Here is a 22,023-nt window from a genome sequence, read left to right as displayed (position 1 = left end):
CTGTCGGGTAGGGCGTTCTGGGTGGGGTGGTTCGCTTCCCAAGGCGACGACGGCAAAGCCGCCGTGCGGGTCGGTGTGGGGAAAGGGTTGGCGGGCGCAAGCTCGCCGCCTGCGCTACCGTCACCCCGGACCTGTTCCGGGGCCCACCGGGCCGCTCACGATGCTGCCGGATCGGGAACGCTACCGCCTGTCAGGTAGGGCGTTCTGTGTGGGGTGGTTCGCTTCCCAAGGCGACGACGGCAAAGCCGCCGTCGGTCGGGGGCAGTTTGCCCCCGCCGGCCGTGCCGGACGATCCGTGCCTTGCCGCGCTTCGCCCGGCTTGGCGCGGACCGGCGGGGAAGCTTGCTTCCCCGCCTTCGTCCGTCAGTACATGTGCTGCCCGCCGTTGATGCTCAGCGTCGATCCGGTGACGAACCCGCCCTCTTCCGAACACAGGAACGCCACGCCGCGCGCGATTTCGCTCGCCTGGCCGAGCCGGCCGACCGGAATCTTGGCAACGATCTTTTCCAGCACGTCGGCCGGCACCGCCGCCACCATGTCGGTGTCGATATAGCCCGGCGCGATCGCGTTCACGGTCACGCCGAACCGCGCGCCTTCCTGCGCCAGCGCCTTGGTGAAGCCGTGGATGCCCGACTTGGCGGCGGCATAGTTGACCTGGCCATACTGGCCCGCCTGACCGTTGATCGAACCGATGTTGACGATCCGGCCCCATTTGCGGTCACGCATGCCGGGGAAGGTCGCCTTGGCGAGATTGAAGCACCCGCCGAGGTTGGTGCGGATCACGTCGTCCCACATCTCGTAGCTCATCTTGAGCAGCGTGCCGTCGCGGGTGATGCCCGCGTTGTTGACGACGATGTCGACCGGGCCGAGCGCTTCCTCGATCGCCTTGACGCCCGCCTGCGTCGCTTCGAAATCGCCCACGTCGAACTTGAACGCGGCGATACCGGTGCGCTCGGTGAACGCCTTCGCCTTTTCGTCGTTACCCGCATAATTGGCGGCGACGGTGACGCCCATTTCCTGCAGCGCAAGGCTGATCGCCTCGCCGATGCCGCGCGTGCCGCCGGTGACGATCGCTACCCGTGCCATGCATTCTCTCCCAAATGTTTCGTCCCTGCTAGGCGGGGTCGATCCATCCCGCAAGTTCGCGTGCGATGATGTTGCGCAACATTTTATTGCCGTGCGGCTCGGCATTCAGGCAAGGAAGATAGGCGAAATCCGTGCCGCCCGCTTCCACGAAGCCTTCCTTGCCCCGGATCGCCAGTTCCTCCAGCGTCTCCAGACAGTCCGCCGAAAAGCCCGGCGCGAAGATCGCGACGCGGCGCTTGCCCGCCTTCGCCAGCTCGACCAGCGTCTCGTCGGTCGCCGGCCCCAGCCACTTGGCCGGACCGAAGCGTGACTGGAACGCGATCGTGAGCGGCCGGCCCAGCGCCTCGGACACCAGCCGCGCGGTTTTCTGGCAATGACAATGATAGGGGTCGCCCAGTTGCAGCGTGCGTTTGGGCATGCCGTGAAAGCTGGCGACGATCGTGTCCGGCTCGAAATCGAGCTTCGCCAGGTCCTCGCCAAGCGTCGTGGCGAGCGCGTTGATATAGGCCGGATCGTCGTAATAGGGCGGCAGCGTGCGGATCGCCGGTTGCCAGCGCAGGCCGGACAGATGCGCGAACGCCTTGTCGTTGGCGGTCGCCGTCGTCGCTGCGCAATATTGCGGGTAGAGCGGGGCGAGCAGGATACGGTCGCATCCCTGTTCGCGCAGCGAATCGATCCGGCTGGCGATCGACGGATTGCCGTAGCGCATCGCCCAGTCGATCACGACGCCCTCGCCGAACGCGCCCTGCATCGCCTCCGACTGCGCGCGGGTGATCGCGGCGAGCGGCGACCCACGGTCGCTCCACACCTGTTGGTAGGCATGCGCCGACTTCTTCGGCCGGGTGTTCAGGATGATCCCGCGCAGGATCGGCTGCCACGCGATCGCCGGAAGCTCGACGACGCGGCGATCGGACAGGAATTCGGCGAGGTAGCGCTTCACCGAGCGTGGCGAAGGATCGTCGGGCGTGCCGAGGTTCATCAACAGCACGCCGATGCGGCGGGGCGGGATCGCGGGGTGATTCGTCGGACGGTCCATGGCGCGGTGTAACGCGCGAAGGGCGGGGTCGGGGCAAGCGGTTTCGGTTTTCACGCGAAGGCGCGAAGACGCGGAGGATATAAAGACGAAGTTTTTCGCGCAGAGGCGCAGAGGCGCGGAGGGGATGCGTTCGCGGGACGGTTAACCGCGAAGCGGCCGTCTCGCTTCTTGGAAGCGTGGGCAGGCGTCTACCGGTCGCGAGCGGTTTCCATCAGCGCCCCCTCTCTGCGCTTCTGCGCCTCTGCGCGAACCCATTTCTTCTTCGCGTCTTCGCGCCTTCGCGTGAACCAGAACCGCAAACTACCCCAGCAACGGCAACGACCGATACCGCCGCCCCGTCGCCGCATACAGCGCGTTGGCGATCGCCGGGGCCACTACCGGCACCGCCAGTTCGCTTACCCCACCCGGATCGGCATCCGATTCGACCAGCTCGATCAGCATTTCCGGGCTGTCGGCCAATCGCGGCAGGTTCAGCCCGCCGAAGCCGCGCACATCGGGCAGGTTCGCGGTGAAGCCGGTCGCCGCCCCCGTCGCCATCGCCATCCCGAACAGCAGCCCGCCCTCGATCTGCTGGCGCACCAGATCGGGGTTCACGATCCGCCCGCAATCGACCGCCGCGACCAGCCGGTCGACCTTCACCCGCCCGCCCTCGACCCGCGCCTCGGCAAGACAGGCGATCGCCGATCCGCGCATCCGGTGGCAGGCGATGCCCTGCGCGCTGCCCGGCACCCCGCCCTGCCAGCCGCCCATCGTCGCGACGCTCGACAGGCAGCGGGCCAGCGCCACGTCGCCGCCAAGCATCGCGATGCGGAACGAATGCGCCTCGACCCCGGCAAATCCGGCAAGCTCGTCGAGGAAACATTCGGTGAAGAACGCGGTGTAGCTATGCGCGCCCGATCGCCACCAGCCGGCGGGTAGCCCCAGTTCGGCCGGATGATGATCGACTGCGACATTGGCGATGCCATAGGGCGGCACCGCGCCATCGGTCGCCAGCGCATCGCCATGATCGCCGGGCAGCGCCATGCCGATCGACGCGGCGACATCGCCGCCCAGCAACCGGCGGGCGAGGTCGCGCCCGGTGCGCGGCGCGGCGATCCGCGCCTGCCACCCAGCGATCCGCCCGCCACGCGCCAGCCGCGCCGTCATCCTTGCGGCGGCGGGGGTGCGATACTGGTCGGCAAGACAATCCTCGCCGCGCGACCACGTCAATTGCACCGGCCGGTCGAGCCGCCGCGCCAGCACCGCCACCTGTTCGGCGACGCGGGTGTCGAGGTTCGCGCCGAACGATCCCCCGGCGATCGTCGGGTGCAGCATCACGCGGTTCTCGGCCACCCCGATCGCGCGGGCGGCGGCGGCACGGGCCAGCGTCGGCGCCTGCGTCGGGAGCCACAGCGTCAGCGTGCCGTCGCGCCATACCGCCGTGGCGCTGGTCGGCTCGATCGCGGCGTGGAGCGCGGCGCGCACCCGGTAGGTCGCGGTCTGCGTCCGGGCACCTGCGAAGGCAGCGTCGATGTCACCGCCGGCATGGACCCGCGCACCCTCGACCGCCAGCGCACCGTCGAGCGCGGCGGCGATCGAGGCGTCGTCGATCAGCCCATGCGTCTCGAACCGGGGGGCCATCGCGTCGAGTGCGCGATTGGCCGCCCACCATGTCGTCGCCACCGCCGCGACCCAGCCGGGGTTCTCGACCACCGCGACCATGCCGGGCAGGCGCTCGACCGCCGCCTTGTCGACCGCGATCCGCCGGGTATCGCCGATCGGCCCCTGCCGGACCGAGGCGAAGACCATGCCCGCCAACCGAATATCGCCGGCAAAGGTCGCGCGCCCGTCGACCTTCGCTGGCGCGTCGAGCCGGGGGAGCGGCTGGCCGAGCAGCCGCTTTTCCTCGCCGGTGCGAAACGGCAGTTCCCCGCCCGGCAGGCTTTCGCCCGCCGCCGCCTCGGCCAGCGCGCCGAAGCGCTGGCGCTGCTCGCCCATCACGACGAAGCCGTCCGCCGTGCCGCAACTGCGCCAGTCGCCGCCCCAGCCGCGTGCCGCCGCCTTGCACAACAACACCCGCGCCGCCGCACCCGCTTCGCGTAAGGGCCCCTCGAACCGGCGGATCGAGGTCGATCCGCCGGTCAGCATCAGCGTGTTGCGCTCGGCATAGGCGGTGCGCGTCGCTTCGGGGAGCAGCGCCAGCGCGTCGCCGAACAGGATGCCGGCGGCCAGCGGATTGGCATAGAGCGGGTTGATCGGCGCCGCCTCCACCGCGACGGTGCGCCAGTCGGCGCCCAGTTCATCCGCGACGATCTGCGGCAGCGCGGTATAGACGCCCTGACCATGTTCGGCCTGCGGCACCGCCACCGTCACCTGCCCGTCCGCGCCGATCTTGAGGTACGGTCCGAACACCGTCTCCCCCTCGGCCGCCGCGAGGTTCACCCCGTAGCGGCGCGGCCACACCCCCCATGCCACGATCAGCCCGACCCCCGCACCGCCACCGATCAGTAGCGTGCGGCGGGTGAGCGTGGGGTTGGGCGGCACCGACATGACCCCGGCCCTATCAGATCGTCCGGCGACCGGGGAGGGGTGAGTAACAATGGTTTCCTCCCGCATCCAACCCCGATACTACGCCTGCGACACAGCCGGAGCCTGCCCCTTGATCCTTTCCACCCTCGCCGCCGCCGCCGGCGACATCGGCATGGCCGCGGGCCATATTCGCTATGCCGACCTCGGCATCGGTCCGGTCGCGCTCGACCTCGGCTTCTTCCAGCTCAAATGGTATTCGCTGGCCTATATCGCCGGCATCCTCGTCGGTTGGTGGTATCTGCTCAAGCTGCTCGACCAGCCGGGCGCGCCGATGGCGAGGCGGCATGCCGACGATTTCGTGTTCTACGCGACGCTCGGCATCATTCTGGGCGGACGGCTGGGCTATGCGATCTTCTATGCGCCCGAGATGTTCCTCGATCCGATCAAGATCCTGCGGCTGTGGGACGGCGGCATGTCGTTCCACGGCGGGGTCATCGGCACGATGATCGGCATCATCCTGCTGGCGCGCAAACATGGCCTCAACTGGCTGCGCGTGCATGACTATGTCGCCTGCTGCACGCCGTTCGGGCTGTTCTTCGGCCGGCTCGCCAATTTCGTGAACGGCGAATTGTGGGGCCGGCCCAGCGACGTGCCATGGGCGATCGTGTTCCCGCGCACCGTCGCCGGCGGGATCGATCCGGCGCGCCACCCCAGCCAGTTGTACGAGGCGGGGCTGGAGGGCCTCGTCCTGTTCGCAGTGCTGTGGTTCATGTTCTGGAAGACCGATGCGCGCTATCAGCCGGGCAAGCTCGTCGGCACGTTCCTGCTCGGCTACGGCCTGTCGCGCTTCTTCGTCGAATTCTGGCGCGAGCCCGACGCCCAGCTCGTCGAATTCGCGCAATCGACCGGCCTGCACATGGGCCAGTGGCTGACGCTGCCGATGCTGGCTGGCGGCATCTATCTGATCGCCACCGCCAAGCGCCGCCGCGTCCGCGTCGAGCCGATCGCGGGGACGGAGAGCGTCGCTTGAGCGAGACCGACGGTGCGCTGCCCGATCGGCTGGCGCGGGCGATCACGTTGGCCGGGCCGGTCAGCCTCGCCCAGTTCATGGGTGCGGCCAACGCGCATTATTACGCGACGCGCGATCCGTTGGGCGCGAACGGCGATTTCACCACTGCGCCCGAAATCAGCCAGATGTTCGGCGAGCTGATCGGCCTGTCGCTCGCCGACCAGTGGGATCGCGCCGCCCGCCCGGCGGCGCACTATGTCGAGCTGGGGCCGGGACGCGGCACGCTTGCCGCCGATGCGCTGCGCGCGATGGCGGCGGCCGGTTGCAAGCCTCCGGTGCAGTTCGTCGAAACGTCGCCGACGCTGCGCGCCGAACAGGCGAAACGGGTGCCGCACGCCGAATGGGCGTTCGATTTGGTCGGCGTGGCCGACGACGGCGCGCTGCTAGTCGTCGCCAATGAATTCTTCGACGCGCTGCCGATCCGGCAACTGGTCAAAACGCCCGAGGGGTGGCGCGAGCGGCTGGTGGCGTGTCAGGATACGTTGTTCCTGCCGATCGTCGGCACGCGCGGCTTCGACCCGATCATCCCGCCGCACCTGCGCGAAGCCCCCATCGGATCGGTGCTCGAAACCGCCCCCGCCGCCGTCGCCATTATGCGCCAGTTGGCCAAGCGGATCGTCGCGCAGGGCGGCTGCGCGATCATCATCGACTATGGCTATAGCGGCCCGGCGATCGGCGACACGTTGCAGGCGGTGCGCGGCCACGGCTTCGTCAATCCCTATGACGATCCCGGCGAGCAGGACCTGACCGCGCATGTCGACTTCGCGACGCTGGCCGAAGCCGCGCGGGCCGAGGATGCCGTCGCCTATGGCCCGGCCGAACAGGGCGCGTTGCTCACCGCGCTCGGCATCGACGCGCGGGTGCAGGCGCTGTCGGCGAAATCGCCCGAACGCGCCGACGGCTTGCGCGCCGACCGCGACCGGCTGGTCGAAGGGGATCAGATGGGCAGTCTGTTCAAGGCGATCGCGATCACCTCGCCCGGCTGGCCAGTTCCGGCGGGGTTCGCATGACGCCGGTGCTGCGCCCCGCGACCATCGACGACGCCGATCGGCTGGCGGCGATCGGGCGCGACACCTTCGTCGAGACGTTCGGCACCCTCTATCGCCCCGACGACCTCGCCGCCTTCCTGACCAGCCACACGCCCGAAAGCTGGGCGGGCGAACTGGCCGACCCGCGCTTCCGCATCCTGCTGGCGATGGCCGGAGACGATACGGCCGGCTATGCCAAGCTCGGGCCGCGCTCGTTGCCGTTCGAGCCGCGGGGAACGCCGATCGAACTGCGCCAATTCTATATCCGCCGCGAATGGCACGGCAGCGGCCTTGCCGCGCGGATGATGGAAGCGGTGCTGGCAACCGCGCGGGCGAGCGGCGCGGACGAACTCTATCTCTCGGTCTTTATCGACAACCACCGCGCCCGGCGCTTCTACGAACGCTATGGCTTCGTTCGGGTCGGGAGCTATGCCTTCATGGTCGGCACCCATGCCGATGAGGATCATGTGATGCGGCTGGTGCTATGAACGATGTCGAGGTGATCCGCGCCCGGATGCTGGGCGGCGTGGCGCACGGTTTCCTCGGCCGGCGGGGCGGCGTGTCGCAGGGGCTGGTATCGGGGCTGAACGTGGGGCTGGGGTCGGCCGACGATCCGGCAGCGGTGGCGGCGAACCGCGCGCGGGCGGTCGACGCCGTGCTGCCCGGCGCGGCGCTGTGCGGGCTGTACCAGACCCATTCCGCCTCGGTCGTCCGCGTGCTGACCGCCTATGGCGACGACCGGCGACCCGAAGGCGACGCGCTCGTCACCGACCGGCCGGACATCCTGCTCGGCATCGTCACCGCCGATTGCGCGCCGGTGCTGTTCGCCGATGTCGAGGCGGGCATCGTCGGCGCGGCGCATGCCGGGTGGAAGGGCGCGCTGAACGGCATCACCGACGCGACGATCGCGCAGATGGTGACGCTGGGCGCGCGGCCCGACCGCATCGTCGCCGCGATCGGCCCGTGCATCGCGCGGGCGAGCTACGAGGTCGACCTCGCCTTCGCCGAACGCTTCTGCGCCACCGATCCCGCCAACGAACGCTTCTTCGCCGAGAACCGGCCGGGCCACGCCCGCTTCGACCTCGAAGCCTATGCCGCGCACCGGCTGGCGATGGCGGGCGTGCGCCGGGTCGAGGCGATGGGACTCGACACCTATGGCGACCCCGACCGCTTCTTCAGCTTCCGCCGCGCGACGCATCGCGGCGAGCCGGATTACGGGCGGCAATTGTCGATGATCGGGCTTTCCGCCTGAACCGTCATTCCGGCGAAGGCCGGAATCCATTGTGTCGGGCGGCGGCGATCGGTCGCTATCGTCTCCCCATCCATGGATTCCGGCTTCCGCCGGGATGACGGATCGATCAGGCGGCCCGATTTGGTTTCCAACGAAACTACCGCTAGGCTCGCGTAAAAATACGGAGAGACTCGAAATGACCGACGAAACCGAAGCCGACCTGACCGGCGTACCGCCGCGCCGTCGTCCGAAGCCGACGGTCGACACGATCGGTGGCCGTCGCCTCAAACCCGCGACGCTGATGATGGGCCATGGCTATGATCCGGTACTGTCCGAAGGGTCGCTCAAACCGCCGATCTTCGCGACCTCGACCTATGTCTTTCCGAGTGCGGCGGCGGGCAAGCGCCATTTCGAGGGCGTGACCGGCAAGCGTCCCGGCGGGGCCGAAGGCCTCGTCTATTCGCGCTTCAACGGACCCAATCAGGAAATCCTCGAAGACCGGCTGGGTGTGTGGGAAGCAGCCGAGGACGCGCTGGTCTTTTCCAGCGGCATGTCGGCGATCGCCACGCTGTTCCTGTCGATGGTCCAGCCGGGCGACACGATCATCCATTCGGGGCCGCTCTATGCCGCGACCGAGACGTTGATCGGTCGCGTGCTGGGCCGCTTCGGCGTCCGGTATCTCGACTTCCCCGCCGGCGCGACGCAGGACAAGATCGAAGGTGTGTTGCGCAAGGCCGAGGGCCGCGTGCCGTTGATCTATCTCGAAAGCCCGGCCAACCCCACCAACGCGCTGGTCGATATTGAAGCCGTGGCCGCCGCCCGCGACGCGGTGTTCGGCGATCACGCCGCCGACACGCCGATCGCGATCGACAATACCTTCCTCGGCCCGCTGTGGCAGCAGCCGCTCCGGCACGGTGCCGATCTGGTCGTCTATTCGCTCACCAAATATGCCGGCGGGCATAGCGATCTGGTGGCTGGCGGCGTGCTCGGCTCCAAGGAGCACATCAACACCATCCGCTCGATGCGCAACACCATCGGCACGATCTGCGACCCCAATACCGCATGGATGCTGCTGCGCAGCCTAGAGACGCTGGAGCTGCGCATGAGCCGCGCGGGCGAGAATGCGGAAAAGGTCTGCGCCTTCCTGCGCGATCACCCGAAGGTCGAGCGGGTCGGCTATCTCGGCTTCCTCAAGGACGCCCAGGGCATGGAGCGGCAGGCCGACATCTACGCGCGCCACTGCACCGGCGGCGGATCGACCTTCTCGCTGTATCTCAAGGGCGGCGAGCGGGAAGCCTTTGCCTTCCTCGACGCGCTGACCATCGCCAAGCTGGCGGTCAGTCTGGGCGGCACCGAAACGCTGGCGAGCCATCCCGCCGGCATGACCCACCTGTCGGTGCCCGACGCACGCAAGGCGGCGCTCGGCATCACCGACAATCTGGTGCGCATCTCGATCGGCGTCGAGGATGCCGATGACCTTATCGCCGATTTCGAACAGGCGCTCGACGCGGTCTAGGGTGCGTCATGGATCGGGGGTGACGCTCAACCTCCCCCGATCCCGTCGATCACCTTTCCGGTCCCACCACAATCGGCGCACTCGCCGTCGTCGATCGTGTCGGCGGAGGCGGCGTCACCGGGATTGATCGGTTCGGCTATCGACTCTGTCCTTGTGGCGGCGCGACAATGGTCGACAGAAGGCCAAGGCTCCGGCATGACGGCTCGCCTTATGGCCCCGCGTTTTGCTTTCACCGTCACCGCCACCTCGGGCCGCGCCCGCACCGGCACCATCGCCATGCAGCGCGGGGACATCCGCACGCCCGCGTTCATGCCGGTCGGCACCGCCGCCACCGTCAAGGCGGTGAAACCGCAGGACGTGCGCGCGAGCGGGGCCGACATCCTGCTCGGCAACACCTATCACCTGATGCTGCGCCCCAGCGCCGAACGGGTCGCGCGGCTGGGCGGCCTTCACGCCTTCATGGGCTGGGACCGGCCGATCCTGACCGACAGCGGCGGCTATCAGGTGATGAGCCTGTCCGAACTGACTAAACGCTCGGAAGACGGCGTCGAATTCAAGAGCCACCTCGACGGCACCCGCCACCTGATGAGTCCCGAGCGATCGATGGAGATCCAGCGGCTGCTCGGCTCCGACATCGTCATGGCGTTCGACGAACTGGTCCCGACGACATCGACCCGCGAGGTGCAGGCCAAGGCGATGGAACGCTCGATGCGCTGGGCACGCCGCAGCCGCGCCGGTTTCGATGCGGGCGAAGCGCATGCCTCGCGCGCCGCTCTGTTCGGCATCCAGCAGGGCGCGCTCGACGAAGGCTTGCGGAAAGCTTCGGCCGACGCGCTGATCGACATCGGCTTCGACGGCTATGCGGTCGGCGGCCTTGCGGTCGGCGAGGGGCAGGAAGCGATGTTCGGCGTGCTCGACTATGCGCCGGGCCAGTTGCCGGTGGACAAGCCCCGTTATCTGATGGGCGTGGGCAAGCCCGACGACATCGTCGGCGCGGTCGAACGCGGCATCGACATGTTCGACTGCGTGCTCCCTACCCGCTCGGGCCGCACCGGACAGGCGTTCACCCGCGGCGGACCGATCAACATCCGCAACGCCAAGTTCGCCGAGGATACGGGACCGCTCGATCCAGCCTGCGCCTGCCCCACCTGCGGCAATTTCAGTCGTGCCTATCTCCATCATCTGGTGCGCGCGGGCGAGATTCTCGGCGCGATGCTGATGACCGAGCACAATCTGTATTTCTATCAGGCGCTGATGGCCGATCTGCGCGCCGCGATCGCGAACGACACGCTGGCCGCCTTCGCCACCGATTTCCGGGCACGCTACGCCGCACAGAAGCGTTGAGCCCCAAACCAGAGGGAGAGGACCCCATGACCGACAAGCCCGAACTGAACGAGATCGCCGCCGCCGCGCGCGATGCCAAGCGTGCCGCCGATGCCACCGCCAATGCCAAGACCCCGGCCCGCCCGTCGCACTGGCCGCTGGTGCCGATCGGCGTCGGGCTCGGCATCGGATCGGCGGCGCTGGCGGCCGCGCTGCTCTATGCCAATGCCGGGCGCAAGAAGGGCTGAGGGAAACATCCCTTCCCGCCGGTGGTGGCGGGGAGGCATAGTCGTTGACACCTCCCTGCGCCGCGCGCCACACCTCCGGGCATCGTTTCCGCCCGGAGAATTGCCCCCATGCGTCTCGGCCTCGTGCTGCTGCTCTCGACCGCCTGTCTTGCCCCCGCCCATGCGCGGCAGGCGGCTGCCCCCGTAGCGGCGAGCGCCACCGTGCCGCCGATCGCCTATACCGAACGCACGCTGGCCAACGGGTTGCGCGTCTATGCCATCCGCGACACGTCCAGCGCCAACGTGTCGGTACAGGTGTGGTATGACGTCGGATCGAAGGACGATCCCGCCGGGCGCTCCGGTTTTGCGCATATGTTCGAACATCTTATGTTCAAGGCGACGCGCAATCTCGTTCCCGAGCAGCTCGACCGGCTGACCGAGGATGTCGGGGGGTACAACAACGCCTCGACCGCCGATGACTATACCAATTATTTCGAGGTAGTGCCGGCCAACCACCTGCAACGGCTGTTGTTCGCCGAGGCCGACCGGATGGCGACGCTGGTCGTCGATCCCAAGACCTTCGCATCGGAACGCGAGGTCGTGAAGGAGGAATTGCGCAGCCGCATCCTCGCCCAGCCGTACGGCAAGCTGTTCGGCCTATATTACCCGATGCTGTCGTACAGCTGGCACCCCTATGCGCGGCCGGGCATCGGGTCGATCGCCGATCTGGATGCGGCGACGATCGACGACATTCGCGCGTTCCACGCGACCTATTACCGGCCCGACAATGCGGTGCTGGTGGTCGCGGGCAATTTCGATCCGGCGCAACTCGACCGCTGGGTCGACCAGTATTTCGCGCCCATCGCCAAACCCGCCCGCCCGATCCCGCGCGTGACCGTGCCCGAGCCGGTGCGCGAGCGGGCCGTCAGCAAGACCGTCTATGAAGCCAATACGCCGCTCCCCGCCGTCCTCATCAGCTATCCGATCCCGCCCGCCAGTCACCCCGATCAGGCGGCGCTGGCAGTGCTGACCACGATTCTTTCGGGCGGCGACAATTCGCGGCTGCACCAGAGCCTCGTCTACCGCGACCAGATCGCGCAGGACGTCGGCGTCTTTGCCGAGGACAAGCAGGGACCGGGCACGCTGGCACTCTATGCCATCCTCGCGGGCGGCAAGAAGGTCGAGGATGGCGAGGCGGCGCTGCGCCGCGAGATCGCCAAGCTCGTCGCCACGCCCCCCAGCGCCGCCGAGTTGAGCGAGGCGAAGAACGAGATCACCACCGCCGCGCTGCTCGAACGCGAGACGGCGGAGGGCAAGGCATCGGCGCTGGCGCAGGGCGTGATCGTCGAGCGTGATCCGCAGGCGGCGGACAAGTCGCTCGCCGCCATCGCCCGCGTGACCCCGGCCGATGTCCAGCGCGTCGCCCGCACCTGGCTGGCCGACAACCGGTCGGCGGCGATCCGTTACCTGCCCGACAGCGCCAAGCCGGCGACCGCGACCAGCGATACGATCGCCATCGCCGACACCGTCGTCACCGCGCCGCTGGCCGTGCCCGCCGGCATCGCCATCCATACCCCCGCGCCCGAAGGCCAGCGCGTCCAGCCGCCCGCCCCCGCCGCGCCGGTCGCGGTTGCCATTCCGGTGCCGGTCGAACGCCGGCTGGCCAACGGCCTGCGGGTCGTGGTGGTCGAGAAGCGCGGACTGCCGATCGTCACCGCCGCGCTGGTGGCGCAAGGGGGGTCATCGAGTGACGGCGATGCCAGGGCCGGCACCGCCGAACTCGCCGCCGGGCTGCTGACGCAGGGCACCACCACCCGGTCGGCGACCGAGATCGCGCGCGCGATCGAATCGCTCGGCGGCAGTATTTCGAGCGGTGCCGGCTGGGATTCGCAGAGCGTGACGCTGACCGTCGGGTCGGCGCAGGCCGCCCCCGCGCTCGGCATTCTCGCCGATGTCGCGCGCAACCCGGCGTTCGCGCAAGCCGAGATCGACCGGCTGCGCACCCGCACGATCGATGGCGTCAGTGTCGCGCTGACCGATCCGGGGCAGTTGTCCAGCCTGATCGCCGACCGCGTCACCTTCGCCTCGGGCTATGGCCATCCGGCCAGCGGCACGCCCGCGACGCTCAAGGCGATCACCCGTGCCGACGTGACCGCCGCCTATCGCGCGACATGGGTTCCGGCGCAGACCACGCTGGTGCTGGTCGGCGATCTGACCGCCGATCAGGGTGCCACGCTGGCGCAGCAGTTGTTCGGCGACTGGCGCGCCGCGCCTGGCACCGCCACGCCGCCCGCGCCGCAAGCGGCCCCGCCCGCCCCACGGGTGATTGTGGTCGACATGCCCGGTGCCGGACAGGCGGGCGTCGTCGTCTCGCGGCCAGGGATCGCGCGCAGCGACGCGGCGTATTTCCCCGCCGCCGTCGCCAATGCGACGCTGGGCGTGGGCTTCTCGTCGCGGCTCAACCAGGAAATCCGCATCAAGCGCGGCCTCGCCTATGGTGCCCGCTCCGCACTCGACGCGCGCAAGCTGGGCGGGGCGGTGAGTGCCGCCACGCAGACCAAGAACCCGTCGGCCCCCGACGTGGTGAAGATCATCACCGATGAGATGAAGCGGCTGGGGGCCGAACCCGCGCCGGCGGCCGAACTGACGACGCGCAAGGCGGTGCTGGCGGGTAATTTCGGCCGTACCGTCGAGCGGACCAGCGGCATCGCCGGCACCATCGCCACCTATGTCGCCGACGGCGTGCCGCTGGCGCGGATCGCGACCTTCCTCCCCTGGATCGAGGCGGTCGACCCGGCGGCGGTGCAACAGGTCGCGGGCCGGATCATGGACCCCAAGGCGGCGAGCATCGTCGTGGTGGGCGACGCCAAGCAATTCCTCGCACCGCTGCGCGCCGCCTATCCGGGACTGGTGGTGATCCCGGCGGCGTCGGTCGATCTGGCCCGGCCCGATCTGGGGGTGAAGTAAGGGAATATTGGTCGTCCCGGCGCGGGCCGGGACGACGCAGCCAAGGTGATACGCAATGGACCCGCATCTCTGGCTGGGTTTCGCCGCCGCGTCGTTCGTGATGGGCGTGATCCCCGGTCCCGGCGTCGCGAGCATCATCGGCTTCGCGTTCACGTCGGGGCGGGCTACCGCGCTGGCATCGGTCGCGGGCATGGCGGTCGGCAACCTGATCGCGATGAGCGTGTCGCTGGCCGGCGCGGGGGTGATCCTCGGCACCTCGGCGGTCGCCTTCACGATCCTCAAATGGATCGGGGCCGCCTATCTGATCGGCATCGGGCTGATCGCGATCCTGCGCAGCGGCGACGACGGCGACCCGGCCCGGCCGCCGCGCACCGTCACGCCGCGCGCGGCGTTCCTCACCAATGTCGCGGTCGGCACCTTCCATCCCAAGACGATCCTGTTCTTCGTCGCCTTCGCCGCGCAGTTCATCCGTGCCGACCAGCCGTTCGTGCCGCAGGCGGCGATCCTGATCGCGACCTTCGTCGGGATCGCCGGGGCGACCGATAGTTGCTATGCGCTGGCGGCGTCGCACGCCTCGGGATTGATCCGCCGTACGAGCGTCCGTCGCTGGACCCGGCGGGCGGGCGGTGGCGCGGTGATGAGTGCGGGGGTGGCGATGGCGCTGTTGCAGCGCTGACGGCGAACGATGGTCGCTACCGCATCGGTGCGGATGCCGGTGGCGACGCCCCCTCAGTCATGAACCATGGCGTCGGGCCATTGTCATAGGGTGGCGCGGGGTAGAGCCAGCGCAGCGCTTCCTCGGCGGCACGGTGATAGACGGTGGCGTGCGTCGCATCGGTACGGTGGTCGGCGTAGCGCAGCGTGACCATGCCGGGCGGCAGCGACGCCAGCGCCGCGCGCAGCCGGTCGATGCCGTCCAGCATCGTCCCGCCTTCGTCGGCATGGGCAAGGAACAGGCGGACCTTCGCCGCCCGTGCCAGCCACGTCGCCAGCGCCGGATCGCGCAGCGCCCGGCGATCGTCCCACCACAGGCTGGGGCTGACCGCGATGTAATCACCGAACAACGCCGGTTGGGTCAGCAGCGTGTCGACGACGAACAGCCCGGCCAGAGATTCTCCCATCAGCGCGCGCCTGCCGCTGGTGCGATAGCGTCGTTCGACGAAAGGGATGACCTCGCGTTCGAGGAAGCGGCGGAAGCGCGAGGCGCCGCCACTTGCCGGAAAGGCCGACCGATAGCGCGAATCGACCGGCGGCGGGGTCAGTTCGGCGCGCCGATCGCGGGTCTGGATGCCGACGACGATGAACGGCCCGAACGTCCAGCTCAGCGAGGCAAGGCTGGCCAGCCCCGCGACATGGGGAAAGTCCTGATCGCGCGCACCGTCGAGTAGATAGACGACCGGGTAGCGGGTAGCGGATTTCGCATAGCCTTCGGGCAGCCAGACGTTCAGCTCGCGCTGGTCGCCCAGCACGGTCGAATCGATCCTGTGGCTGGTGCCGATCGCGATCGGCGTGCCTGCCGGGGTGGGTCGGGCCATGGCGATACCGGGCAGCAGGAGCAGGAGGGTCAGGATTGCCAGTATTGGTCGCATCGCGACGATCCTGTCAGGCCATGCGGCCAATACAAGCCACGATCGTCCCATGACGGCACGGTGCGAAAGGCAGGGGAGCCTTGGGTCGCGCGATCGGTTACAGCGCGCACCATGGGTGTTCTGGCGAATCTTCCCCGGCGGACGAAGCTGATCGGCGGCATCGCCATGCTGCTGCTCGGCGGGGCGTTCACCGCGCGGGCGGGAATCGCGACGATCGAGCAGGCCGCCCCGCCCGCGCCGCCGCTGCCTGCGCCGACCGGCTATGAGGCGGATGCGCATTTTCCCGGCGCGGCGTTGCTGTTCGCCGATGCCCCGCCGCCGGTCCGGCCCATGCCCGGCGTGACCGGCACCGCGCCGCTCCCCGCGCTGCCGGTGAGCGAGCAGCAGGCGGCGGTCGACCTGGCCGACACCTCGATCAAGGCGGCGGCCCCGTTCCATGCGCGGGGAACCCCAAGCGACCGGGCGCGCGCGCTGCAATGCCTGACCACCGCGATCTATTACGAAGCGGCGAGCGAGCCCGATGCCGGGCAGCGCGCGGTGGCGCAGGTGGTGCTCAACCGGGTGCGCCATCCCGCCTTTCCCGCCAGCGTGTGCGGCGTGGTGTATCAGGGGTCGGACAAGCCGGTGTGCCAGTTCAGCTTCGCGTGCGACGGGGCGATGGCGCGCACCCCCGCCCCGGCCGCATGGGCACGGGCACGGGCGGTGGCGCGGGACGCACTGGCCGGTGCGGTATTCGCCCCGGTCGGCATGGCGACGCATTATCATACCTATGCGGTCACGCCTTCGTGGAACCGATCGCTGGTGATGACCGGGGTGTTCGGCGCGCATTTCTTCCATCGGTGGAAGGGGTGGTGGGGCACGCCCGCCGCGTTCCGCGACCGCTATGCCGGGGGCGAGCCATTGCCGGGACCGCTACGGCCGGTCGCGCCGGCGGTGGCGGCGCTGCCCGCCGTCGCCGCGCCGGTGCCCTTGACGCCGTTGCCGGCAGTGCCGGTCGTGACATCCGCGCCGGTGCGCCCGGTTGCGGCGGCGGTGCCGTTGCCGACGACCCTGCCAGCCGAATCGCAGGTGCTCGACCGGTGGAAGGATTCGGGCACGCCGCTGCGGTAGGTCGGTCGGTAGCGGCGTTCTGCTCCCCTCCCTGACAAGGGAGGGGTCGGGGGTGGGTAGGTCCGGGGCGGGCGGAACCTGTCCTCACAAGCCGACCCACCCCCAGCCCCTCCCTTGTCAGGGAGGGGAGTGGTCCGCCCCCAACACGAAACGTGACATTCGCGTCACCCGCGCCTAGCTGAAGCGCCAGTCCCAGTCGGAGTTGCCCCATGTCGCTGACCGTCGCCGTGCAGATGGACCCCATCGCCGGAATCAACATCGCGGGCGATTCCACCTTCGCGCTGATGCTGTCGGCGCAGGCGCGCGGCCACCGGCTGTTCCACTATGCGCCCGAGGATCTGAACCAGTCGGGCGACCATGTCTGGACCCACGCCCGCCCGGTCACGGTGCGCCGGGTGGAGGGCGATCACTTTACGCTGGGCGAGTCCGTCCGCCTCGACCTTGGCGACGAGGCCGATGTCGTGCTGATGCGGCAGGATCCGCCGTTCGACCTCGGCTATATCACCGCGACGCATCTGCTGGAGCGGATCGCCGGCCGGACGCTGGTGGTGAACGACCCCGCATCGGTGCGCAACGCGCCCGAAAAGCTGTTCGTGCTCGATTACCGCCACTTCATGCCGCCGACGCTCATCACCCGATCGGTCGAGGAGGCGCGCGCGTTCCTTGCCCAGCACGGATCGATCGTGGTGAAGCCGCTGCACGGCAACGGCGGCAAGGCGATCTTCAAGGTCGATGCCGATGCGCAGAACCTGTCGTCGCTGATCGAGGTGTTCAACACCGCCTACCGTGAACCGCATATGGTGCAGGCGTTCCTGCCGGCGGTGGCGAAGGGCGACAAGCGCATCGTGCTGGTCGACGGCGAGGTGGCGGGCGCGGTCAACCGCCTGCCGGGCGAGGGCGAGATCCGCTCGAACCTCGCGGTCGGCGGCACCGCGGCGAAGACCGAACTGACGGCGCGCGAGCGCGAAATCTGTGCCGAACTGGGGCCGGAGTTGAAGCGGCGCGGGCTGATCTTCGTCGGGATCGACGTGATCGGCGGTGAATGGCTGACCGAGATCAACGTGACCTCGCCGACCGGCATCGTCGCGATCGAACGCTTCGACGGGACCGACGTGGCGGGCATGATCTGGGACGCGATCGAGGCGCGGGTAGAGGGACGCTAGTCTGGTCCGCTAACGCGGATAGCGGTGCCGGCCCGCTCCCCCTCCCCGCCACCCACGCGAGTATCCTGATGGGTGACGGGGAGGGGGAGCGGGCCGGCACCGTCGCAATTCAGCCAGGCTGAATTGCTGAAACGGCACGAAACCCCGCCCCGGACGTTCCCGCCCAATGACCAGCTTTATCCTCGATGCCATCGCCTGGGGTGGATATTTCGGTATCTTCCTGTTGATGGCGCTCGAGAATGTCGTGCCGCCGGTGCCGTCCGAAGTCATCATGGGGCTGGGCGGCATGGCGGTCGCGCGGGGCGACATGGCGATGCTGCCGCTGCTGCTGTGGGGCACCGCCGGCACGACCGCCGGCAATTATTTCTGGTACGCGATCGGGCGGCGCTTCGGCTATCACGGCCTGAAACCCTTCGTCGATCGCTGGGGCCGCTGGCTGACGGTCGAATGGGAGGATGTCGAGAAGCTCCAGCGCTTCTTTCGCAAACATGGCGGCAAGACGGTGTTCGTCTTTCGCTTCATGCCGACGTTCCGCACGCTGATCTCGCTGCCCGCCGGCATGGCGTGCATGCCGCACTGGCGCTTCGTGCTGGCGACCTTTACCGGATCGATCCTCTGGAACGCGGTGCTGGCCTATGCCGGGCTGTGGCTGGGATCGAATTTCGAGCAGATCGACCGCTATGTCGGGCCGGCGGCAATCGCGCTGTCGGTGGCGATCGTCCTCGGCTATCTCTACCGCGTCGTCACCTGGAAACCCCGCGCCCGGCGGTAACGGGGGTTCGCGCCCGCTTGGCGACATAGAGCGCGGCGTCGGCGGCGTGGAGCAGGTCGCGGACGGTCGCCGTCTCCGGCGTGACCGCGGCATAGCCCAGCGTCGCCGAAACCGGCAAAGTCCGCCCGTCGCTGTCGGTCGGTCTGGACAGATCGGCCGCCAGCCGGGTGGCCAGCGCATCGGCCCGGTTGCAGTCGCCATGCGTACGCAGGATCACCGCGAATTCGTCCCCGCCCATCCGCGCGGCAAAGGCGTTGTCGAGATACGGCGCGCACAGCCGCTGCGCGACCGCGCGCAGCACGTCGTCCCCTGCCAGATGGCCATGGGTGTCGTTGATCGTCTTGAAATGATCGAGATCGATCACGATCAGCCCGCACGCCCCGCCGCCGTCGACCGCAAAGGCGATGTCGCGCGCCAGTTCGGCATCGAACGCCGCACGGTTGGCGATACCGGTCAACGGATCGGTCGAGGCCGAGCGGCGAAGCTGCTGTTCGAGCAGATGCCGGTCGGTCACGTCCTGGAACACGCCGGTCAGCGCCACGACCGCACCGGTCGCATCGCACTCCGCCTCGCCGATCGAGCGCACGCGGCGGTGCCGCCCGGTCGCGGTCACGAAATCGGTTTCGAAATCGAACGGCCCGCCACGCCCGATCGCGTCGGCCAGCGAAGCGCCGACAACCTCCCGCGCGTGCGGCGGATAGAATTGCATCGCCTCGTCCAGCGGCAGCAGCGCGTCGGCGGGCAGTTCGTGGATACGGCGGATACCCTCCGACCAGTGGATGTCGTTGTCGGGCAGCCCCAGCCGCCACGACCCGATCATCGCCATCCGCTCGGCATGGCGGAACAGCCGCTCCTGTCGCGCCAGTTCACGGGCGTGATCGTTGGCAACCGTCGCCAGTTCGACCGCGGTGCCGACCGACACCTGGGTCGCGATGACCGTCTCGGCGAGATCGGCGAGCGCGCGCAACGCATCCTGCTTTACCGGGTCGAGCGAGCGCGGGCGCAGGTCGCCGACGCACATCGCGCCGATGGCATGGCGCTCGCCCGTCTGTGGATCGACGGCGTGGAGCGGAACCCCGGCATAGAAGCGCAGGCCCCCTTCGGTCACAAGGCCGAGGTCGGCGAAGCGATCGTCGAGCGTGCAGTCGTCGACGGTCAGCGGCCGATCGTCGAGCACCACCTGATGGCACAGCGATTCGGTGCATGGCATCTCCAGCCGATCGATGCCGATGGTCGCCTTCGACCACAGCCGTTCGCTTCCGATCATGTTGATCGCGGCGATCGGCGTGCCGATCAGTTCGCGGGCGATCAGGACCAACTGCTCGAACTGGCTGTCGGGGGCAGCCCTGAGCAGCGTCAGGACCCGGTCCACGGCGTCGTGCGGATCGACGGGGGCAAGGGATTCGGACATCATAAAAGCCTAATAGCACGCTATTACCGAAAGGTTGCCCCCGGGCGTGCGATAGGCGATGGCGCGACCCATCCCGTTCCCGATTCGATGGACCTGCCCGACATGAAATTCTTCGCCGACACCGCCGACATCGCCGACATCCGCGAACTGGCCGACACCGGCCTGCTCGACGGCGTGACCACCAACCCGTCGCTGATCCACAAGTCGGGCCGCGACTTCCTCGAGGTCGTCGCCGAAATCTGCACCGTCACGTCGGGGCCGGTATCGGCCGAGGTCGTGGCGCTCGATCACGCCGGCATGATGCGCGAGGCCGAAATCCTGCGCAGGATCGCCGACAATGTCGCGGTGAAGGTGCCGCTGACGATCGATGGCCTCAAGACCTGCAAGGCGCTGAGCGACGACGGAACCATGGTCAACGTGACGCTGTGCTTCTCGGCCAACCAGGCGCTGCTGGCGGCCAAGGCCGGCGCGACCTTCATCTCGCCGTTCGTCGGGCGGCACGACGACATCGGCTTCGACGGCATGGGCCTCATCAGCGACATCCGCCTGATCTACGACAATTACGATTTCGCGACCGAAATCCTCGTCGCCAGCGTCCGTCACCCGATCCATGTCCTTGAGGCGGCGAAGATCGGCGCCGATGTGATGACCGCGCCGCCGTCGGTCATCCGCGCGCTGGTGAAGCATCCGCTGACCGACAAGGGCATCGAAGGCTTCATGGCCGACTGGGCGAAATCGGGCCAGACGATCGGCTGAGCGTTCGCTGGGGAATTGGCGGAATAGCCAGTTTCAAGGCGGTTCCCGCCCGCTCCCCCTCTCGCCCGGCCACCCACAGCGTATCCTGAATGGGTGGCCGTAAGACGTGCCGGCACCGCAGGACGTGCATCGGCACGATTCGGGTCAGGACGGATCGACATTGAACAATCCGGGAGGCGTTTGCAGGCCCGATCCGTCGTCACCCCGGAACAGGTTCGGGGTGACGGGTTTGCCAATGGCATCGCTGAAGATTGATCCGCCCGGCTTCCAAGCCTGCGCCGCACCGGTTCCCTCTGCCGCCCTTCACCGCTACCCTGTCGCCCATGTCCCCGCCGCTTCCGCTCGCCTTCGCCACGTATCTGTCGCGCGACCGGCGGCGGTCGGCGCATACCGTGCGCGCCTATGCCGCCACCGCCGAGCGGCTGATCGCCTTTCTCCAGACGCATCACGGCGGCGCAGTCGACGGCCCCCTGCTGGCGGCCCTCACCCGGGCCGATCTGCGCGCGTTCCTCGCCCATCGTCGCGAGGCGGGCCTCACCAACGCTTCCGCCGCGCGCGAATTGTCGGCGGTGCGGGCGTTCCTGACGTTCGTCGGCGGGAGCGCCGCCGTCCCCCGGCTACGCGGCCCGAAAGTGGCGCGCGGCGTGCCCCGCCCGATCGCGCCCGACGAGGTCGTGTCGCTGGCGGAGGAAGTCGCCGACGCCGCCGCCGAACCGTGGATCGGCGCGCGCGACTGGGCGGTGCTGCTGCTGCTCTATGGCGCGGGGCTGCGGATCGGCGAGGCACTGGCGATCACCGGCGCCGCATTGCCGCTCGGCGAAACGCTCAGCGTCACCGGCAAGCGCGACAAGACGCGAATCGTGCCGTTGCTACCGCCGGTACGCGCCGCGATCGACGCCTATGCGGCCCAGCAACCGTGGGGCACCGCGCGCGACGCGCCGCTGTTCCGGGGAGCGAAGGGCGGGCCGCTCGACGCCGGGGTGGTGCGCCGTTCGGTGCGCACCGCGCGGCGCGCGCTGGGGCTGGGCGACCGCACCAGTCCGCATGCGCTGCGCCACAGCTTCGCGACGCACCTGCTCGGGCGCGGCGCGGACCTGCGGTCGTTACAGGCGCTGCTCGGCCATGCCAGCCTGTCGTCGACGCAAATCTATACCGCTGTCGATGCGGCCCATCTGCTCGACGTCTATCGCAGCGCGCATCCGCACGGATAAGAGCCGCGAACGTCAAACGC

Annotated in this window: 19 protein-coding genes; 14 read left to right on the top strand and 5 right to left on the bottom strand. The window is 68.9% G+C overall.

Annotated elements, in window-relative coordinates; all coding sequences use genetic code 11:
- Positions 1 to 363 precede the first annotated feature (363 nt).
- From phbB to ASG37_RS07390, 3 genes are all read right to left on the bottom strand, one after another.
- A complete protein-coding gene (phbB, locus tag ASG37_RS07400) occupies positions 364 to 1,086 on the bottom strand; it encodes an acetoacetyl-CoA reductase (protein ID WP_055757720.1) in 723 nt (240 codons plus the stop codon).
- A 28-nt stretch (positions 1,087 to 1,114) separates the two neighbouring features.
- A complete protein-coding gene (gene hemH / locus ASG37_RS07395) occupies positions 1,115 to 2,122 on the bottom strand; it encodes a ferrochelatase (protein WP_055757718.1) in 1,008 nt (335 codons plus the stop codon).
- A gap of 300 nt (positions 2,123 to 2,422) precedes the next feature.
- On the bottom strand, positions 2,423 to 4,651 hold the full coding sequence (locus tag ASG37_RS07390) for a xanthine dehydrogenase family protein molybdopterin-binding subunit (protein ID WP_055757716.1): 2,229 nt from the start codon (positions 4,649 to 4,651) through the stop codon (positions 2,423 to 2,425).
- 109 nt (positions 4,652 to 4,760) lie between these two features.
- Between ASG37_RS07390 and lgt the strand changes: the two genes are divergently transcribed.
- The 9 genes from lgt to ASG37_RS07345 all read left to right on the top strand — a co-directional run bounded on the left by lgt (position 4,761) and on the right by ASG37_RS07345 (position 14,667).
- On the top strand, positions 4,761 to 5,660 hold the full coding sequence (gene lgt, locus ASG37_RS07385) for a prolipoprotein diacylglyceryl transferase (RefSeq protein ID WP_414887972.1): 900 nt from the start codon (positions 4,761 to 4,763) through the stop codon (positions 5,658 to 5,660).
- Positions 5,657 to 6,709, top strand: coding sequence for a class I SAM-dependent methyltransferase (locus tag ASG37_RS07380; protein WP_055757712.1), 1,053 nt, complete (start codon positions 5,657 to 5,659; stop codon positions 6,707 to 6,709). The genes lgt and ASG37_RS07380 overlap by 4 nt, the downstream gene beginning before the upstream one ends.
- The gene (locus tag ASG37_RS07375) at positions 6,706 to 7,215 is read left to right on the top strand and encodes a GNAT family N-acetyltransferase (protein ID WP_055757711.1); all 510 of its coding nucleotides are present in this window, start codon (positions 6,706 to 6,708) and stop codon (positions 7,213 to 7,215) included. The genes ASG37_RS07380 and ASG37_RS07375 overlap by 4 nt, the downstream gene beginning before the upstream one ends.
- A complete protein-coding gene (gene pgeF, locus ASG37_RS07370) occupies positions 7,212 to 7,979 on the top strand; it encodes a peptidoglycan editing factor PgeF (RefSeq protein ID WP_055757708.1) in 768 nt (255 codons plus the stop codon). The genes ASG37_RS07375 and pgeF overlap by 4 nt, the downstream gene beginning before the upstream one ends.
- Positions 7,980 to 8,154: 175 nt before the next feature.
- A complete protein-coding gene (locus ASG37_RS07365; protein ID WP_055757706.1) occupies positions 8,155 to 9,474 on the top strand; it encodes a cystathionine gamma-synthase family protein in 1,320 nt (439 codons plus the stop codon).
- Positions 9,475 to 9,684: 210 nt separating this feature from the next.
- A complete protein-coding gene (tgt, locus tag ASG37_RS07360; protein WP_055757704.1) occupies positions 9,685 to 10,818 on the top strand; it encodes a tRNA guanosine(34) transglycosylase Tgt in 1,134 nt (377 codons plus the stop codon).
- Positions 10,819 to 10,844: 26 nt separating this feature from the next.
- Positions 10,845 to 11,045 carry a hypothetical protein gene (locus tag ASG37_RS07355; RefSeq protein WP_055757703.1) on the top strand — a complete coding sequence of 67 codons (201 nt, stop codon included), beginning with the start codon at positions 10,845 to 10,847 and terminating at the stop codon, positions 11,043 to 11,045.
- Between the two features lie 108 nt (positions 11,046 to 11,153).
- Positions 11,154 to 13,991: a M16 family metallopeptidase gene (locus ASG37_RS07350; protein WP_055757701.1), complete on the top strand. Its 2,838-nt coding sequence runs from the start codon at positions 11,154 to 11,156 to the stop codon at positions 13,989 to 13,991.
- A gap of 55 nt (positions 13,992 to 14,046) precedes the next feature.
- A complete protein-coding gene (locus ASG37_RS07345; protein WP_055757699.1) occupies positions 14,047 to 14,667 on the top strand; it encodes a LysE family translocator in 621 nt (206 codons plus the stop codon).
- Between the two features lie 16 nt (positions 14,668 to 14,683).
- On the opposite strand, the gene ASG37_RS07340 is transcribed toward ASG37_RS07345, so the two are convergent.
- Positions 14,684 to 15,580: an alpha/beta hydrolase gene (locus ASG37_RS07340; RefSeq protein ID WP_057687638.1), complete on the bottom strand. Its 897-nt coding sequence runs from the start codon at positions 15,578 to 15,580 to the stop codon at positions 14,684 to 14,686.
- 111 nt (positions 15,581 to 15,691) lie between these two features.
- Between ASG37_RS07340 and ASG37_RS07335 the strand changes: the two genes are divergently transcribed.
- From ASG37_RS07335 to ASG37_RS07325, 3 genes are all read left to right on the top strand, one after another.
- Entirely contained in the window at positions 15,692 to 16,690 is a 999-nt protein-coding gene (locus ASG37_RS07335; RefSeq protein WP_055757695.1) for a cell wall hydrolase, read from the top strand.
- A gap of 209 nt (positions 16,691 to 16,899) precedes the next feature.
- Complete coding sequence (gene gshB / locus ASG37_RS07330) at positions 16,900 to 17,853, top strand: glutathione synthase (RefSeq protein ID WP_055757693.1); 954 nt, start codon at positions 16,900 to 16,902, stop codon at positions 17,851 to 17,853.
- 166 nt (positions 17,854 to 18,019) lie between these two features.
- Positions 18,020 to 18,625 carry a DedA family protein gene (locus ASG37_RS07325; protein ID WP_055757692.1) on the top strand — a complete coding sequence of 202 codons (606 nt, stop codon included), beginning with the start codon at positions 18,020 to 18,022 and terminating at the stop codon, positions 18,623 to 18,625.
- On the opposite strand, the gene ASG37_RS07320 is transcribed toward ASG37_RS07325, so the two are convergent.
- Positions 18,597 to 20,036 carry a diguanylate cyclase domain-containing protein gene (locus tag ASG37_RS07320; protein ID WP_055758696.1) on the bottom strand — a complete coding sequence of 480 codons (1,440 nt, stop codon included), beginning with the start codon at positions 20,034 to 20,036 and terminating at the stop codon, positions 18,597 to 18,599. The genes ASG37_RS07325 and ASG37_RS07320 overlap by 29 nt on opposite strands.
- Before the next feature lie 102 nt (positions 20,037 to 20,138).
- Here ASG37_RS07320 and fsa point away from each other — a divergent pair, with 102 nt between their 5' ends.
- Both fsa and ASG37_RS07310 read left to right on the top strand, forming a co-directional pair.
- Entirely contained in the window at positions 20,139 to 20,792 is a 654-nt protein-coding gene (gene fsa / locus ASG37_RS07315) for a fructose-6-phosphate aldolase (RefSeq protein ID WP_055758693.1), read from the top strand.
- Positions 20,793 to 21,115: 323 nt separating this feature from the next.
- Positions 21,116 to 22,003, top strand: a complete 888-nt coding sequence (locus ASG37_RS07310; RefSeq protein WP_055757690.1) for a tyrosine recombinase XerC — start codon at positions 21,116 to 21,118, stop codon at positions 22,001 to 22,003.
- Positions 22,004 to 22,023 lie beyond the last annotated feature (20 nt).

This window comes from Sphingomonas sp. Leaf407 (assembly GCF_001425385.1).
Classification (GTDB): Bacteria; Pseudomonadota; Alphaproteobacteria; order Sphingomonadales; family Sphingomonadaceae; genus Sphingomonas.
The sequence above is the reverse complement of the archived record's forward strand: the minus strand, read 5'-3'. Positions and strand labels throughout refer to the sequence as shown.

Excerpts from the sequence above, each read along its gene's own strand:
- ASG37_RS07320 (WP_055758696.1), bottom strand. The coding sequence starts at position 20,036 with ATGTCCGAATCCCTTGCCCCCGTCGATCCGCACGACGCCGTGGACCGG.
- hemH (WP_055757718.1), bottom strand. The coding sequence starts at position 2,122 with ATGGACCGTCCGACGAATCACCCCGCGATCCCGCCCCGCCGCATCGGC.
- ASG37_RS07325 (WP_055757692.1), top strand. The coding sequence starts at position 18,020 with ATGACCAGCTTTATCCTCGATGCCATCGCCTGGGGTGGATATTTCGGT.
- ASG37_RS07350 (WP_055757701.1), top strand. The coding sequence starts at position 11,154 with ATGCGTCTCGGCCTCGTGCTGCTGCTCTCGACCGCCTGTCTTGCCCCC.
- ASG37_RS07365 (WP_055757706.1), top strand. The coding sequence starts at position 8,155 with ATGACCGACGAAACCGAAGCCGACCTGACCGGCGTACCGCCGCGCCGT.
- pgeF (WP_055757708.1), top strand. The coding sequence starts at position 7,212 with ATGAACGATGTCGAGGTGATCCGCGCCCGGATGCTGGGCGGCGTGGCG.
- gshB (WP_055757693.1), top strand. The coding sequence starts at position 16,900 with ATGTCGCTGACCGTCGCCGTGCAGATGGACCCCATCGCCGGAATCAAC.
- ASG37_RS07390 (WP_055757716.1), bottom strand. The coding sequence starts at position 4,651 with ATGTCGGTGCCGCCCAACCCCACGCTCACCCGCCGCACGCTACTGATC.
- ASG37_RS07355 (WP_055757703.1), top strand. The coding sequence starts at position 10,845 with ATGACCGACAAGCCCGAACTGAACGAGATCGCCGCCGCCGCGCGCGAT.
- ASG37_RS07335 (WP_055757695.1), top strand. The coding sequence starts at position 15,692 with ATGGGTGTTCTGGCGAATCTTCCCCGGCGGACGAAGCTGATCGGCGGC.
- ASG37_RS07340 (WP_057687638.1), bottom strand. The coding sequence starts at position 15,580 with ATGCGACCAATACTGGCAATCCTGACCCTCCTGCTCCTGCTGCCCGGT.
- tgt (WP_055757704.1), top strand. The coding sequence starts at position 9,685 with ATGGCCCCGCGTTTTGCTTTCACCGTCACCGCCACCTCGGGCCGCGCC.
- phbB (WP_055757720.1), bottom strand. The coding sequence starts at position 1,086 with ATGGCACGGGTAGCGATCGTCACCGGCGGCACGCGCGGCATCGGCGAG.
- ASG37_RS07345 (WP_055757699.1), top strand. The coding sequence starts at position 14,047 with ATGGACCCGCATCTCTGGCTGGGTTTCGCCGCCGCGTCGTTCGTGATG.
- ASG37_RS07310 (WP_055757690.1), top strand. The coding sequence starts at position 21,116 with ATGTCCCCGCCGCTTCCGCTCGCCTTCGCCACGTATCTGTCGCGCGAC.
- ASG37_RS07375 (WP_055757711.1), top strand. The coding sequence starts at position 6,706 with ATGACGCCGGTGCTGCGCCCCGCGACCATCGACGACGCCGATCGGCTG.
- fsa (WP_055758693.1), top strand. The coding sequence starts at position 20,139 with ATGAAATTCTTCGCCGACACCGCCGACATCGCCGACATCCGCGAACTG.